This window comes from Pseudokineococcus sp. 5B2Z-1, from assembly GCF_037482305.1.
In the GTDB taxonomy this organism is placed as follows: domain Bacteria; phylum Actinomycetota; class Actinomycetes; order Actinomycetales; family Quadrisphaeraceae; genus Pseudokineococcus.
Genome location: NZ_JBBHZG010000002.1, coordinates 29,988 through 44,994, shown reverse-complemented (window position 1 = coordinate 44,994; position 15,007 = coordinate 29,988). Strand labels below are relative to the sequence as shown.

Annotated in this window: 13 protein-coding genes; 5 read left to right on the top strand and 8 right to left on the bottom strand. The window is 75.9% G+C overall.

The features are described 5' to 3' along the window. Position 1 precedes the first annotated feature (1 nt). A complete protein-coding gene (locus WDV85_RS04480; RefSeq protein ID WP_445263202.1) occupies positions 2–1,636 on the top strand; it encodes a beta-N-acetylhexosaminidase in 1,635 nt (544 codons plus the stop codon). 109 nt (positions 1,637–1,745) lie between these two features. Then, entirely contained in the window at positions 1,746–2,618 is an 873-nt protein-coding gene (locus tag WDV85_RS04475; RefSeq protein WP_339569481.1) for a hypothetical protein, read from the top strand. A gap of 37 nt (positions 2,619–2,655) precedes the next feature. Here WDV85_RS04475 and WDV85_RS04470 read toward each other — a convergent pair whose 3' ends face one another. From WDV85_RS04470 to WDV85_RS04455, 4 genes are read right to left on the bottom strand one after another with little or no spacing between them, the layout of a single operon-like run. Continuing rightward, a complete protein-coding gene (locus WDV85_RS04470; RefSeq protein WP_339569480.1) occupies positions 2,656–4,167 on the bottom strand; it encodes an NAD-dependent succinate-semialdehyde dehydrogenase in 1,512 nt (503 codons plus the stop codon). Then, a complete protein-coding gene (locus tag WDV85_RS04465; RefSeq protein WP_339569479.1) occupies positions 4,164–5,363 on the bottom strand; it encodes an alcohol dehydrogenase catalytic domain-containing protein in 1,200 nt (399 codons plus the stop codon). Before WDV85_RS04465 ends, WDV85_RS04470 begins: the two co-directional genes overlap by 4 nt. Beyond that, positions 5,360–5,803 carry a zinc ribbon domain-containing protein gene (locus WDV85_RS04460; protein ID WP_339569478.1) on the bottom strand — a complete coding sequence of 148 codons (444 nt, stop codon included), beginning with the start codon at positions 5,801–5,803 and terminating at the stop codon, positions 5,360–5,362. Before WDV85_RS04460 ends, WDV85_RS04465 begins: the two co-directional genes overlap by 4 nt. After that, the gene (locus WDV85_RS04455) at positions 5,803–6,627 is read right to left on the bottom strand and encodes an N-acyl homoserine lactonase family protein (RefSeq protein WP_339569477.1); all 825 of its coding nucleotides are present in this window, start codon (positions 6,625–6,627) and stop codon (positions 5,803–5,805) included. Before WDV85_RS04455 ends, WDV85_RS04460 begins: the two co-directional genes overlap by 1 nt. Positions 6,628–6,795: 168 nt before the next feature. Here WDV85_RS04455 and WDV85_RS04450 point away from each other — a divergent pair, with 168 nt between their 5' ends. After that, positions 6,796–8,568 carry a GAF domain-containing protein gene (locus tag WDV85_RS04450; RefSeq protein WP_339569476.1) on the top strand — a complete coding sequence of 591 codons (1,773 nt, stop codon included), beginning with the start codon at positions 6,796–6,798 and terminating at the stop codon, positions 8,566–8,568. Positions 8,569–8,632: 64 nt separating this feature from the next. Here WDV85_RS04450 and WDV85_RS04445 read toward each other — a convergent pair whose 3' ends face one another. The 4 genes from WDV85_RS04445 to WDV85_RS04430 form a co-directional block, all read right to left on the bottom strand. Further along, positions 8,633–9,811 (bottom strand): Fic family protein, encoded by a 1,179-nt coding sequence (locus tag WDV85_RS04445; protein WP_339569475.1) that lies wholly within the window; start codon positions 9,809–9,811, stop codon positions 8,633–8,635. Between the two features lie 154 nt (positions 9,812–9,965). Continuing rightward, positions 9,966–10,412, bottom strand: coding sequence for a DUF4262 domain-containing protein (locus WDV85_RS04440; RefSeq protein WP_339569474.1), 447 nt, complete (start codon positions 10,410–10,412; stop codon positions 9,966–9,968). A gap of 215 nt (positions 10,413–10,627) precedes the next feature. Then, the gene (locus tag WDV85_RS04435; protein WP_339569473.1) at positions 10,628–11,143 is read right to left on the bottom strand and encodes a hypothetical protein; all 516 of its coding nucleotides are present in this window, start codon (positions 11,141–11,143) and stop codon (positions 10,628–10,630) included. Positions 11,144–11,286: 143 nt separating this feature from the next. After that, positions 11,287–12,156, bottom strand: coding sequence for a MurR/RpiR family transcriptional regulator (locus WDV85_RS04430; protein ID WP_298993239.1), 870 nt, complete (start codon positions 12,154–12,156; stop codon positions 11,287–11,289). A 235-nt stretch (positions 12,157–12,391) separates the two neighbouring features. Between WDV85_RS04430 and WDV85_RS04425 the strand changes: the two genes are divergently transcribed. Together WDV85_RS04425 and WDV85_RS04420 are read left to right on the top strand one after the other, a co-directional pair. Continuing rightward, positions 12,392–13,375, top strand: a complete 984-nt coding sequence (locus WDV85_RS04425; protein WP_339569472.1) for an NAD(P)-dependent oxidoreductase — start codon at positions 12,392–12,394, stop codon at positions 13,373–13,375. Continuing rightward, entirely contained in the window at positions 13,372–14,967 is a 1,596-nt protein-coding gene (locus WDV85_RS04420; RefSeq protein ID WP_339569471.1) for an aldehyde dehydrogenase family protein, read from the top strand. Before WDV85_RS04425 ends, WDV85_RS04420 begins: the two co-directional genes overlap by 4 nt. Positions 14,968–15,007 lie beyond the last annotated feature (40 nt).

Below are 15,007 nucleotides of genomic sequence, written 5' to 3'. Positions count from 1 at the left end.
CGTGCCCGTGCCGACCCCCGCGCTCCTCCCCCGCCCGCAGCACCTCGTCGTCGGTGAGGGCGAGCTCCTGCTCGACGCCGGCACCCGCGTCAGCGCGCCCGACGAGCTGGCCGACGTCCTCGCCTGGCTCCAGGGCGCCCTGCGCCCGGCGACCGGCCTGCCGCTGCGCGAGGGCGGTGACGACGCCGCCATCCGTCTCGCGCTCCACGCCGACCTCGGCCCGGAGACCTTCACGCTCAGCACGGGACCGGACGGCGCGGTCGTGCGGGGCGGTGACCGCGCCGGCGTCTTCTACGGCTGCCAGGCGCTGCTCCAGCTCCTGCCCCCGGCCGTCCACCGGCGCGCGCCGGTCGCGGGGCGACGGTGGGCGCTGCCCGCCGTCGAGGTGCGCGACGCCCCCCGCTTCGCCTGGCGCGGGGTGATGCTCGATGTGGCCCGGCACTTCACGCCCAAGCACGACGTGCTGCGTTTCATCGACCTCATGGCGATGCACCGCCTCAACACGCTGCACTGGCACCTCACCGAGGACCAGGGCTGGCGCCTCGAGATCACGAAGTACCCGCGGCTCACCGAGGTCGGAGCCTGGCGCTCGGAGTCCCAGGTCGGCGCGGCGGAGGACTCCCCGTCCGACGGGCGCCCGCACGGCGGCTTCTACACGCAGGACGACGTCCGCGAGGTCGTCGCCTACGCGGCGGCGCGGGGCATCACCGTCGTCCCCGAGATCGAGACGCCGGGGCACGTGCGGGCAGCCCTGGCCGCGTACCCGGAGCTCGGGGTCACGGGCGAGCAGCGCGACGTCTCCACCCGCTGGGGCATCGAGGTGGACGTCCTCAACATGGAGGAGTCGACCGTCGAGTTCTTCACCGACGTGCTCGACGAGGTGATGGACCTCTTCCCCTCGACGGTCATCGGCATCGGCGGCGACGAGTGCCCGCGCGACCAGTGGCGCGCCGACCCGCGCGCCCAGCAGCGCATGCGCGAGCTGGGCCTGGAGCGCGAGGCCGACCTGCAGGCGTGGTTCATGCGCCGCCTCGACGACCACCTCACCGCGCGCGGGCGCCGGTCCTTCGGGTGGGACGAGGTCCTCGAGGGCGAGCTGGCGCCGACGGCGGTCGTCGCGTCCTGGCGCGGCATGGCCGGCGCCGTGACCGCGGCGCGCCGCGGGCACGACGTCGTCGCCTGCCCCGACGAGCTCGTCTACCTCGACTACCGCCAGTCCGAGCTGCCGAACGAGCCGATCCCCGTGGCGACGCCGCTGACCGTCGAGGACGTCTACACCCGCTTCGAGCCCGTGCCGCCCGAGCTGACGCCCGAGGAGGCGCGCCACGTGCTCGGCGGCCAGGCAAACGTCTGGACCGAGCACGCCGACTCCCCGCGGACCGTCGACTACCTCGTGTTCCCGCGTCTGTGCGCCGTCGCCGAGGTGCTGTGGGCCGACGACGAGCGCGACCTCGAGGACTTCCAGCGGCGCCTGGACGCGCAGCTCGAGCGGCTCGACGCCGTCGGCGTCGAGCACCGCCGCGCCTCGGGCCCGCTGCCGTGGCAGGAGCGTCCCGGCGTCGTCGGACGACCGTCGACGCGCGAGGAGCGGGCGGCGCACATGGCCGAGCTGACCAGGAGCATCACGGACGGCTGAGCCGTGCGTCCCTGCCGGCTCGCCTGTGGACGACCTCAGCGGGGCGGGGCGGGCGCTCCTAGCGTCGGAGGACGGGCGTCGCGAGGCGCCACCGACGCAGGGAGGCCGCATGGACGTCGTCGCCCCACCTCAGGGACCGCCCGGTCCGGCCCTCCGAGGCGTTCCCGCTCCGTCCGAGGCACCACCTCGCCGGTCGGGTCGCGGCCGCGGCTGGGCCGTCGCCGCCCTGGTCGCAGGCCTGGTCGCCGTCCTCGTCGCGGCGCTCGGAGCGCTCGTCCCCTTCGCCCTCCTCCCGGCGCCGCTCGCAGGTCTCCTCGGCACGGTCGCGCTGGCGACGTCCGTCGTCGCGCTCGTCCGCTCCCGGGCGCTCGACGTGGTCCTCCTGGCCGCGGCGAGCGGCGCCTGCACCGCCACGGCAGGTCTGCTGTCCGTCGCGGCGCTGCTGTTCCCCCTCGGGCTCCCCGCCGTCGACGCCCCGACGACGACGGCGGGCGCCACGCCCACCGCCGAGCGGATCCCCGACGACGTCCTCGCCGGCTTCCACGCCGACGCCCTCCCGCTCGGGCACCGGACGACGCTCGACGGCCAACAGGTCACCGTCGCCGCCGTGCTGACCGAGCCCGCCGAGGTCGACGCCCGGCTCGCCGGGCTGAGCGGGCTCGCCGACGAGGTCGCGGGGCTCGAGGACGTCGCGCTCGTCGAGCTCGAGGCCCCCGTCGACGGCGGCGGCTGGGCGCCTCTCGTGGACAGCGGCGGCGTCGCCCTCGTCACCCCCGCCGGCGACCCCTACGGGCCTCTGTCCTCCGGGGGCTACCTCGGCTACGAGGTCGACAGGCCCGTCGAGCTCGACCCCAGCGGCCTGCCGCGGGGGCGGGTCGTCATCGCCTTCTCCCTGCCGCCCGAGCTGGTGCGGGGCAGCACCGTCGTCGTCCTGTCGCCGGCGTGGACCGACGTGGCCACGTGGGCGGTGCCGGAAGGGTGAGGCGCCCGAGCCGTGGTCGGTCAGAGCGCCGCCCGGCTCAGCCCCAGGGGTCGGCGATGCCCGCGTACAGCGTCTCGAGGTACTCGCCGATGCCCTCCTCCCCGCCCTCGCGGCCCAGCCCCGACTGCTTGACGCCGCCGAACGGCGCCGCGGGGTTGGAGATGACGCCGGTGTTGAGGCCGAGCATCCCGGTGTCCAGCCGCTCCACGAGCCGCAGCGAGCGGGCCGTCGAGCCGGTGTAGGCGTACGCCACGAGCCCGTGCTCGGTGTCGTTGGCGAGCGCGACGGCCTCGTCCTCGGTCTGGAAGGTCACGACGGGCGCCACCGGGCCGAAGATCTCCTCGGCCAGCAGGCGCGACCCGAGGGGCACGTCGGCCAGCACCGTCGGTGCGTAGAAGTAGCCGGGCCCCTCGACGCGCGAGCCCCCGGTGAGGACGCGCGCGCCGCGGGAGACGGCGTCGTCGACGAGGTCGGCGACCTTCGACCGCCCCTTCTCGTCGATGAGCGGCCCCACCTGCGCGCCGTCCTCCGTCCCGCGCGAGACCTGCACGGCGCCGACCCGCTCGGCCAGCCGCCGCGAGAAGTCCTCCGCCGCCGCCGCGTGCACGTAGAAGCGGTTGGCCGAGGTGCAGGCCTCGCCGCCGTTGCGCAGCTTGGCGAGCATCGCCCCCTCGACGGCGGCGTCGAGGTCGGCGTCCTCGAAGACGAGGAACGGCGCGTTGCCGCCGAGCTCCATCGAGGTCCGCAGCACGCCGTCCGCCGCCTGCTTCAGCAGCTGCTTGCCCACCGCGGTGGAGCCGGTGAAGGAGAGCTTGCGCAGCCGCGGATCGGCGATCAGCGGCCCGGTGACCTCGCCGGCCCGCGTGCACGGCACGACGTTGACGACGCCGTCGGGCACGCCCGCGTCCTGCAGCACCTTCGCGAAGAGCAGGGACGTCAGCGGGGTCTCCGCCGCGGGCTTGAGCACCACGGTGCAGCCGGCGGCGAGCGCCGGGCCGATCTTGCGGGTGGCCATGGCCAGCGGGAAGTTCCACGGCGTGATGAGCAGGCACGGGCCGACGGGCTTCCGCACCACGAGGATCCGCTGCTTGCCGTCCGGCGCGGGCAGGTACCGCCCGGCCACGTGCGCCGCCTGCTCCGACGCCCAGCGGAGGAACTCGGCGCCGTAGGTCACCTCGCCGCGCGACTCGGCGAGCGACTTGCCCATCTCGAGCGTCATGAGCAGCGCGAGGTCCTCGGTGCGGGCGACGACGGCGTCGAAGGCCCTGCGCAGCACCTCGGCCCGCTCGCGGGGCGCCGTCCTCCCCCACGCCGCCTGGGCGGCGACCGCAGCGTCGAGCGCCGCCGCGCCGTCCTCGACGCTCGCGTCGGCGACGGTGCTGAGGACGACGCCCGTAGACGGGTCCTCGACGGCGAACCGCTCGCCCGAGGAGGCCGGCACCCACCGGCCGCCGACGAGGAGGTCGGTGGGGACGCCGGCGAGCAGCTCGGCCTCGCGGGCGGCCTGCTCCGGCGGCACCGAGCGCGCCGACGCCGTGCCCGCGGTCACGCCGCACCCCCGGCCTCGGTGCCGGCCCCGTCGTCGGTCCCGCCGTCGTCCGGCTGGTCGAAGACGATGACCTGGCGGATCGCCGCGCCGTCGGCGAGGGAGTCCATGGCGGCGTTGACGTCCTCGAGGCGCGTCCGCGAGGAGATGAGCGCCTCGACGGGCAGCCGCCCCTCGCGCCACATCTGCGCGTAGGCCGGGATGTCGCGAGCCGGCACGGCCGACCCGAGGTAGCTGCCGACGATGGTGCGGGCCTCGGCGGTGATGCCGAGGGGCTTGATCGTCGCCTCGGCGGTCGGCGCCGGCAGTCCCACCGTCACGGTCGTGCCACCGACCCCCGTGAGCGCGACCGCGGTCTCGAAGGCGCGCGCGTTGCCGGCGGCCTCGACGACGACGGGCGCCTTGAGCCCGGCCTCGAGGGCCTCGGCCGGGGAGAGCGCCTGCGCCGCACCCAGCTCGAGCGCCCGGGACAGCTTCTCCGGCACGGCGTCCACGCCGACCACCGGGCCGCGGCCGAGCGAGACGGCGGTGAGGAGCGCCGCCATCCCGACCCCGCCGAGCCCCACGACGACGACGGTGTCGCCGTCGCCGGGGCGCCCGGCGTTGAGCACGGCTCCGCCGCCGGTGAGCACCGCGCACCCGAGCACGGCGGCGACCTCGGGCGGGACGTCGTCGTCGACGGGCACCACGGAGCGGCGGTCGACGACGGCGTGCGTCGCGAAGCCGGAGACGCCGAGGTGGTGGTGGACGGCGTCGCCCTCCCCGACGGCGTCGTCCCCCTCGCCGAGCGCTGCCGTCGCGCGCAGCCGCCGCCCGCCGGCCAGCAGCTCACCGGCGTTGTTGGACGCCGAGCCCCGCGTGCAGGGCAGCCGTCCGTCGGTGCGGCAGCCGGCGCACTCGCCGCAGCGGGGTAGGAACGCCATGACGACGCGCTGCCCGACGGCGAGGTCGTCCACCTCGGCGCCGACACGCTCCACCCGTCCCGCCGCCTCGTGGCCGAGGAGCATCGGGACGGGGCGCACGCGGTTGCCGTCGACGACGGAGAGGTCGGAGTGGCACACGCCCGCCGCCTCGATCCGCACGAGCACCTCGGTGGGCCCGGGCTCGTCGAGCTCGAGCTCGACGACGGAGATCGGCCGCGAGTCGCGGTAGGGGCGCTCGTCGCCGATGCGCTCGAGCACGGCGCCGCGGATCCTCACGACGCCGCCCGTCCGGGCGCCGTCGCCCGTGCCGGTCCCGCCGTCGGTGCCGCCGCCTCGGCGGCGCGCACCTCGGCGATGACGGCCTGGGGGTCGTCGCCGGCGCGCAGCGGGCGGCTCGCGAAGACGCCCTCGTGGGCGAGGACGGGCCGCCGGTCGCCCGCCAGCTCGGGGTGCTTCTCCTCCAGGCGCTCCCGCGCCACGGCCACCTTCCGCCAGTGCGCCACGGTCTCGCGGTCCCCGCGCCGGACGCCCTCCCAGCTTCGCGGCATCTGCTCGCGCGCCACCCCGGTGGACGCGCGGCCGCCGACGTTGAGGCGGCTCGGCCGGCGGCGCGACGCGGACCCGCAGGCCGGGCAGGCTGGGTCCGGCGACGTCATCGACGGCAGGCCGGCCTCGAAGCGGTGCCCGGCGCCGCAGAGGAAGTCGTGGAGCACCATCAGCGGTACACCCCCTCGGGCGCGTACCGGAGGCTCCTCGCCTGCTCGGCGTCGTGGCCGAAGATGACCTCGGCGCCGGTCTGCTCGGCGATGCCGCGGAGCTTCTCGACGCTCTCGAGCCAGCGCAGGTTGTCCCAGACGATGGCGGCGCCGACGGCCGGCGGCCCCCAGGAGTCGCTGAGGTACACGGCGTCGGAGGTGAAGAGCTTGGTGCCCTCCTCCGGCAGGTCGACCTTGAGCGACATGGTCCCCCAGGTGTGGCCGGGGGTCTCGATGACGGAGACGCCCGGCAGGATCTCGACGTCGCCGCTGACGGTCTCGAAGTCCAGCCCCTGGTAGTCGCTGACGATGTGCGCGCCGGCGCTGTACCCGTCGATCTTCGAGGCGCCCTCGAGCTCCTTGTCGTTGACGACGATCCGCGTCTTGCCGTTCGCGAAGTCCCGCGCGTTGGCCGCGTGGTCGAAGTGCAGGTGGCTCAGCACGAGGATGTCGATGTCCTCGGGCGCCAGCTCCAGCTCGGCGAGCGAGGAGTCGAGGTAGCCGGGGCCGTCGATCGCCTCGCGGACCGGGAAGAAGTCGTGGAAGCCCGTCGGCGCCCACCGCTCCTGCCAGTCGCGCGGCACGCCCGTGTCCCACAGCACCCGGCCCTCGGGGTGCTCGATGAGGACGGCGTGGGTCGGGCAGTCGCCCCAGACGACGGGGTCGTCCTTGTGGTGGCGGTCGCGGATCGTGCGGCCGCCCTTGAGCAGCAGCCAGGTCAGGTCGGTCTCCATCACCCCGGTGGAGAGCACGTGGAGCTTCATCTGCGGGGCGTTGCCGGTCATGTCGGACCCTCGTCTCGCGTCGTCACCCGCCTCCTCGCGGGGTGCGCCGCCCCGTCGCGGCGCGCGCCCAGACTGGGTCGGCCGGGACGGTGACGGCCATGGGCGTCGCTGCCACACTGCGGCCCCCCGGGTGTGGCCCGCCCACACCCCGCCGACGGAGGTGAGGGCGTGCCCGACGACGGCAGCACGGCGGTGAGCGGCACCGACGTGGGCGGCACCCGGTCGAGCGTCGCGGACGTGGGCAGCTTCGCCGCGCCGACGCCCGAGGCCCTGCTGCGCGCCGTCCACGACGCGGCCACCGACCTCGCCAGCGTGCGCGACCGCGGCGTCATCCTCCAGGCGCTCGTGCGCCGGACGCGCGCCCTGCTCGGCGCCGACATGGCCTACCTGTCGCTCAACGACCTCGCGGCGGGCGAGACGTGGATCCACGTCACCGACGGCGTGCGCACGCGCGCCTACGCCGAGATCCGCATGCCGCTGGGGACCGGGATCCTCGGCGCGGTGGCCGCGGGCGGCACGTCGGTGCACACCGACGACTACCTCGCCGACCGTGACCTCAACCACCTCACCCACATCGACGACGTCGTCGCCGGCGAGGGGGTGCGCGCCATTAGCGGTGAGCCGCTGCGGGTCGACGGCCACCTCGTGGGCGCGCTGCTCGTCGCCCACCGCACGCCGGTCGTGATGCCTCCGGAGGGTCTGGCGGCTTTGCGACTCCTCGCGCTGCAAGCCGCTGTCGCGCTGGAGCAGACGCGCCGCGCCGCGGAGATCGCCGAGCTGCGCGCCCTGGCCGACGGCACCCGGCACGAGGCGGGCCGCCGCGCCCGCGAGGCCGCGGACGCCGCCGCCCTGCTGGCCCTGGACGCCCGGCTGCTGGCCGCCGTCGAGACCGGCGGGGGCTGCCGCGCCGTCCTCGCCGAGCTGGCGGCCGAGCTGGGCGCCCCGGTGGCCCTGCTCGACGCTCAGGGCGAGGTGCGGGCGGCGTCGGCGGCGCTCCCGGACACCGGTGACCTGACCGGTGGCGCGTGCCTCGTCGAGCGGGACCGGGGCCGCCTCGTCACCCCGGCCACCGGCGAGCGCGTCGGCCCGGTGCTGGCGCGCGGTGCGCTGGCCGTGGGCCTGGCGCTGCAGGTCGAGCACGAGCTGGCCGAGGCCGCGGACCGCTCCGCGTCCACGCTGCTCGATGACCTCCTCGGCGACCACCTCGACGACGGGCCCGACGGCGACCGCGCCGCCCGCCGCGAGGTCGCCGAGGCCCGGGCGCTGAGCCACGGCGTGGACCTGCGCGCGCCGGCGACGTCGCTCGTCGTGCTCGTCCCGGCGGCCGAGCGCCAGCGCGGCGTCGCGGCGCTGCGACCGCTCGTCGCGCGCGGCGGCCTCGTGTCGGTGCACGCGGGCCACGTCTGCCTGCTGTGCCCGACGGGCGGGCGCGCCTCCGACGGCGCCCTCGCCGACCGGGCGGTGGAGGCGCTGGCGACGTCCGGCGTCCCGGCCCTCGTGGGCAGCGCCGCAGCCGCCGGGCGCGGCGCCGGGCCGCTGCAGCGCGCGCACGCCGAAGCCGCGCAGGCCGCCCGCGCCGCGCAGGTCCTCGGGTGGCGCCGCGGCCACGCCGACCGCGCGCGCCTCGGCCTGGCCGGGCTGCTGCTCGGCGGCCACGACGAGCAGGTCGTCGACGCGCTCGTCGAGCAGCAGCTCGGGCCCGCGCTCGCCTACGACGCCGCCCACGGCACCTGCCTCGTCGAGACGGCGACCGCCGTCCTCGAGGAGGGCTCGCGGACCGCCGCCGCGGCGCGGCTCTTCGTGCACGTCAACACGGTGCGCCAGCGCGCCGAGCGCCTGACCGAGCTGCTCGGCGAGGGCTGGGACGTGCCGCCGCGGAGCCTCGACGTGCACGCCGCGCTGCGGCTGCACGTGCTGAGGACGGCGGTCGCGGGCCAGTAGCCCCGTGCCTTCGTCGGAGCTGCCGGTCCAGGGAGGCGCCGACGTCGACGCCGCGCGCCCGGTCTCAGCGCCCCGTCAGCACCTCCACGACGGCGTCCGCGACGAAGCGGCGGCCACGCCCCTGACCCGGTGACTCACGAAGGACGCCGAGCTCGACGAGACGAGCGACGGCGGTGTTGGTGGCCTGGTAGGTCCGACCCGTGGCCTCGCTGAGCCGAGCGACACGGACGAAGGGGGCGGCGACGAGACCGCGGGCGATGGTCTCCGCGAGACCGCTGAGGCCGGCGTCGGACACGCGGCGCAGGTAGTCCTGCTCCACGTCCAGGAGGTCGTGCACCCTCCGAGCCGTGTCGAGCGCAGACGCCTCCAGGCCAGTGGCGAAGAAGTGCACCCATGCGTCCCAGTCACCGGTCGCACTGACCTCGGCGAGGTGCTCCTGGTAGTCGCGCCGGCGCGCCTCGAACCACGGTGACACGCTCAGCAGCGGCTCGTGGATGACACGGGCGCGCATCAGGTGCAGGACGACGAGCAGCCGACCGAGGCGGCCGTTGCCGTCGTTGAAGGGGTGAAGGGTCTCGAACTGGTAGTGCCCCATGGCGGCGGCGACGACGGGGTCCCGGTCGAGGTCCGGCAGTTCCATCCACCGGACCAGGTCGTGCACCGAGGCCTCCAGCGCCGCTCCCGGGGGCATCGGCACGAAGCGCGAAGCCTCCAGGCCTGCGTCACGCCCCCCGATGGCGACCGGCACGCGGCGGACCCTCCCAGCGTCGTCCGTGTCCGCCGCGGTTCCTCGCACGAGCGTCCGGTGCAGCTGGCAGACGAGCCCGACCGTGAGGGGGCGCCCCTCACCCACCCATGCGAAGGCCTGCTCGGCCGCGTCCACGTAGTTGAGCACCTCGGCGAGCTCCGCCGACGTCTCACCGGTCCCCGACTCCGCTTCGAGCACGTCCTCGAGCGGCGCGAAGGTCCCTTCGAGCGCGGACGTGCTCTGGGCCTCGCGACGGAGGGTCGGCCGCCTGAGCAAGGCTGGCTCCGGCATCTGCCGCCCCGCTTGCTCGAGGCGGCCCAGAGCGTGTCCGGCGCGCGCGACGGCGCGCCATGCAGCACCCCCGAGCGGCGGCTCGGCTGCGAGCGGGTCAGCGACGTAGGCCCAGTGCTCGTACGGACGGCGCGTGCGCCCGTCGACGCCGGCGAGACGGACGACGTGCCCGAGCGGGCTCGCCCTGAAGCGCGCGACGTCCACAACTTCAAGCCTACTCCCTAGTCACTTTAACTTCGACGGGCGAATGTCAAGCGGGCTGCACACCTACCTCTCCACTTCTCCCTCCATGGGAAGGCTCGCCTCTGGCAGGCCGTGCTCGCCCGCTGGATCCCTCACCGCCCGTCGGGAGGTGCCATCACGTCTGCACGAGGTCGACGCCCGCGTCGAGCTCCTCCCACGGCCAACGGCCGTGGTCGTCCTGCCAGACCACCTGGAGGAGAGGGAGCGGTGGACCGTCCTCGGCGTACATCGCCTGGAGGAGCACGGCGCACTCCGGGTGGCCGACCGGCTCGAAGCGCATCAGGACGCGTCCGAGGTCGTCGAGCTGGTCGCCAGCGTCGAAGTGCTCACCCGCGAGGACCCTGCGTGCGAGGCGGTCCACCAGCAGGTAGGAGAGGGCGACCGGCGCCCCGGAGACCAGGAGGTCGCGTTGGCCGTCCTGGCGGCTCAGGCCGACGGTGTAGGTGAGCGGGTAGCCGCTCGTACCGCCGGTGGTGTGGACGATCGAGAAGCCGTCGGCATCCACCTCCTGGCGGTGCTCCTCGGCGATGTCCGAGAGGTCGATCGGGCACAGCTCGCACATGGTTCCTCCTCGTCGACGCTCGTCGCCGTCTGCGAGCTCGCGACGCTACGCACGGACACCCTGGCGAGCGGGCTGAGGCCGGGACCTGTGGACTAGCTCTGCCGACGGACCGAGGTGGGCTGCGGTCGGACACGCCCATGACGGAGCGAGGGGCGACCACGGCTTGGGTCACGGATGCGGGAGTCCTGACGACACGCCTTCGGCGCTCGTCGGCGTCAACGCTCGTAGAGCGCGCGGATCCGCCGCAGCCGCTCGACGACGCGCTGGGTGTCGAGCTCAGGACGCGGATCGGGGTGGTCCAGCATCGCCCGGAGCGTGCGCACGAGCTCGACCGCCACCTCCGGCGTGGAGGTCGACCCGGCGTCCGGCACCCCCGTCGCGCCGCTCAGCTCGGCGACCAGGCGCAGCCGCCCGCGAGCCGGCATGGGTCGACCGTCCTCCGAGGGACCCACCTCGAGGCTGGCGTCGTCGTGCCGCAGCCGGAGGTAGACCGCCTCGCCGGTCGGCCGCCACCAGCCGTAGCCCTGCTCCGGGTACATGCCGCCGTACTCGACGAACTCGATCTCCTCTGTGGCGCCGTTGACTGCGGCGAGGAGAGCCGCCGCACGCCGCTCCCGCTCCGCGACCTCTTCGGGCGTGGGAGGCGGGAGCCGCTCCCACAGACGCCGAGAGGCGTCCGCGCGTGGTGCCGCGGCGGCCTCGCCGGGTGCGCCGTCCTCGACGTCGTCCACGACTCCTCCTCACCACTCGACGAGCGCCTGGGTCGGGCCTCCTGGCCGTGCGCGCTCAGCGGTCGAGGCGAGGATGACCGCCCCGCTCACGGCGGTCCAGCACGTATCGGCGGCGCCGCCCCGCGCCGTTGGAGCCGACGCCCTCAGCCGCCCGACGCCCCGCCCCGCGGCCCGTCGTCGTAGGTGTCCATCGCCCGCCACGCGCGCTGCACGCCCTGGAGGGCTGCGCGCGTCTGCTCGGGTCGGCTCGCCTGCATGCCGGCAAGCAGCCCGTAGACCACGGCGGTGATAGCCGTCACGGACTGGAAGAAGGACACGCCCTCGCTCGGCACGATGAGCGGCACGTCGGAGACCTGCGCGACCGGCCCTCGCTCGAGGTCGCTGATCGACACCACGCGCGCACCGGCCGACCGGGCGGCGCGCGCGGCGGCGAGCAGCTCGCGCATGGGGCGCCACGGGTTGACGAGGAGGACGACGTCGCCCGGCCCCAGCGCCGAGACGGCGGTCGCCAGGTGCGGCCCGCCCCGTGACTCCAGCTGCGCCCGGTAGCCCATCGTCGCGGCGAGGTGGGCGAAGACCGTCGCGGGCCCGGCGAACGAGCCCTGTCCGAGCACGAGCAGGTGCTCGGCCTCCCCCAGGGCCGCGACCGCGCGCTCGGCGTCGTCGCGGTCGACCGTCTCGAGCGCGAGCCGCAGGTTCTCCATGTCGTGGCGGACGGCGTCGTGGACGACCCCGTCGGTCTCCCGGTGGTGCTGCTCGAGCGTCTGCTCCGTGGAGATCTCCAGCAGGTAGCGCGCCCGCAGCTCGTGCTGCAGCGTCGGCCACCCGCGGAAGCCGAGGCGCTGGGCGCAGCGGACGACCGTGCTCTTGTCGACGCCCGCGCGCGCGGCGATGGCCGCGACGTCGGAGTACGACGCCAGCTGCTGGTTGCGCTTCACCGTCTCGAACACGCGCTCCTGCGCCGGCGAGAGCCCCGCCGACGGGCGCAGCCCGTCGAGCCACGTGCTGATCACGCCGTCACCGCCCCCCCCCTCGCCCGGGCGGACGACGTCGACCCGAACTGTAGGAGCCGCAGCGGGACCCGTCGGTCCGCGCCGTCCGGCCCGGGCCGCCCCTCCATCAACTCGTGGACGCAATCCTGCAACGAGCATTGCCAGCACGTCGACGTGCACCTACGTTTGCCGACCATCACGGCCGGGCGCACCACCGCCCAGGCCCGCACCGACGGACGACGCGAGAGCAGGACACGTGGACACCACCCCTCCCGACGGCGCCGCCCCGGCGGACCTCCCCAGCGACGGCTCGGGCGCCGAGCGGCGCGTCGCCGTCGTCGGCCTCGGCGCGATGGGCGGCGCCATGGCGGCGACCCTGCACCGGGCCGGATGGGCGGTCACCGGCTACGACCCCTCGCCCAAGGCCCGGGCGCGCGCGGCCGACGCCGATGTCGCGACGGCCGACCGGCTCGAGGACGTCGCGGGCACGCCCTTCGTCGTCCTCTCTCTGCCGTCGGCGAGCGTCGTCGAGCAGACGATCCCCGTGCTGCTGGAGCGCGAGGGCACCCGCGTCGTCCTCGACACCACGACGTCGGAGCCCGCCACGAGCGAGGCCATGGCCGCCGCCGCCCGCGAGCGCGGCGCCGTCTTCGTCGACGCCCCCGTCTCCGGTGGCGCGAGCGGCGCCGCCACCGGGGCGCTCAGCGCTTTCGTCGGCGGCACCGCCGACGACGTCCGCGCCGCCGAGCCGCTGCTCGCCGCGCTGACCGGTGGTCAGTACGCCGTCGTCGGCGGCACGGGCGCGGGCAACATCGTCAAGCTCCTCAACAACGTGCTGTGCGCGACCAACCTCATCGCCGTCGGCGAGGCGATGGACGTCGCCGCCGCCCACGGGCTCGACCTCGCCACCGTTGCGCAGGCCGTCAGCGGAGCGTCGGGCGGCAGCGCCGTCACGGCGAACGCCCTCCCGCGGTGGGTGCTCTCGGGCACCTTCGACTCCGGCTTCGCCCTCGGCCTCATGGCCCGCGACGTGGGCCTGGCCCTCGACGTCGCCGCCGCCCGCGGCGCGAAGCCCGCCCTGCTCGCCGCGACGCACGACGCCTGGCAGCGCGCCCTCGCCGAGCGCGGCCCCACCGCCGACTTCACCGAGGCCCCGGCCACCGCCGCGACCGCGACCACCGCCCTCGCGCCGGCGCGCCGCATCGCGAGCTCCACGACCAGTAGCGAGGACGACCGATGACGACGACCACCCGGCAGTCCGACGCCCCTACCCCCGGCGCGCCGCCCGCTCCCCCGGCGGCCCCGGACGCCTACCGCCGCAGCGGCGCTGCGACTGCGTCCGCCGTCCTGGCCGCGTCGCTGCCCACGGGCCTCGGCTCCTTCGTCGACGGGCGCGTCGTCCCCGGCACGGGCGACGTCGTCGAGCTCGTGACCCCGGCGACCGGCGAGGTCTTCACCTCCTACCGCGACGCCGGGCCCGACGTCCTCGACCGGCTGCTCGCCTCGTCCACCGAGGGCGCGCGCACGTGGGGCGCCACCGACCCCTTCGCGCGGGCCGCGACGCTGCGCGAGGTCTCCCGCGTCGTCGCCGCCCACGCCGAGGAGCTCGCCGTCCTGGAGTCGGCCACCACGGGCAAGCCGCTGCGCGACGCCCGCGCCGAGGCCGCCCGCGTCGCCGAGATGTTCGGTTTCTACGCCGGGTGGGCCGACAAGGTCTCCGGCGACACCCTCCCCGTCCCCGGCGACTGGCTCACCTACACCCGCCGGGTGCCGTGGGGCGTCGTCACCGCGGTGACGCCGTGGAACGCGCCCGTCTTCACGGCCGGGTGGAACTCCTCGGCGCCGCTGGCGGCGGGCAACGCCGTGGTCCTCAAGCCGAGCGAGTTCACGCCGGCCACCACGGTGCGCCTGGCCCAGCTGGCCTACGAGGCCGGGCTGCCGGCCGGGGTGCTCAACGTCGCCGTCGGCCTCGGCGCCACCACGGGCCAGGCCGTGACGACGGACCCGCGCGTCGGCAAGGTGAGCTTCGTCGGCTCGGTGCCCACGGGCCGCGCCGTCGGGACGGCGTGCGCCGCCGCCGGCATCCCCACCGTCTTCGAGCTCGGCGGCAAGAGCGCCACCATCGTCTTCGCCGACGCCGACCTCGACCGGGCCGCCGACGGCGCCGTCGCCGCGATCTTCGCGGCCGCCGGCCAGTCGTGCGTCGCGGGCTCGCGGCTGCTCGTCGAGCGCTCGGTGCACGCCGCGCTGCTGGAGAAGGTCGTCGAGCGCGCCGGGCGCCTGCGCCTCGGGGACCCGCTCGACCCCGCGACCGAGGTCGGGCCCATCGTCACGGCCGGCCAGCACGCCCGCGTCCGCGCGCTGCTCGAGCTCGGGCTCACCGACGGCGCGACCCGCGCCACCCCCCTCGTCGAGACGCCGTCGGGCGACCTCGCCGGCGGCCACTGGGTCGCGCCCACCGTGCTCGACGGCGTCACGCCGGCCAACGCGCTGGAGACCACCGAGGTCTTCGGCCCCGTCCTCGGCGTCGACGCCTTCGACACCGAGGAGGAGGCCGTCGCCCGCGCCAACGCCACCGACTTCGGCCTGGCCGGCTCGGTGTGGACGAACGAGGTCTCGCGGGCGCACCGCGTCGCCGCGGGCGTGCGGGCGGGGACCTTCTGGGTCAACGCCTGCAAGACCATCCACGTCGCCGTGCCCTTCGGCGGCTTCGGCGACTCCGGCCACGGGCGCTCGTCCGGGCCCGGCGTCCTCGACGAGTACACCCAGCTCACGGCCGTGTGGGTGCCGATGCAGCCCGTCGGCGCGCCGTTCCCCTCGCTCGGCTACTGACCCGTCCCCACCCCCGCGCCCCGCCCACACCCTCGGAGGA

Excerpts from the sequence above, each read along its gene's own strand:
- WDV85_RS04475 (WP_339569481.1), top strand. The coding sequence starts at position 1,746 with ATGGACGTCGTCGCCCCACCTCAGGGACCGCCCGGTCCGGCCCTCCGA.
- WDV85_RS04460 (WP_339569478.1), bottom strand. The coding sequence starts at position 5,803 with ATGGTGCTCCACGACTTCCTCTGCGGCGCCGGGCACCGCTTCGAGGCC.
- WDV85_RS04455 (WP_339569477.1), bottom strand. The coding sequence starts at position 6,627 with ATGACCGGCAACGCCCCGCAGATGAAGCTCCACGTGCTCTCCACCGGG.
- WDV85_RS04440 (WP_339569474.1), bottom strand. The coding sequence starts at position 10,412 with ATGTGCGAGCTGTGCCCGATCGACCTCTCGGACATCGCCGAGGAGCAC.
- WDV85_RS04420 (WP_339569471.1), top strand. The coding sequence starts at position 13,372 with ATGACGACGACCACCCGGCAGTCCGACGCCCCTACCCCCGGCGCGCCG.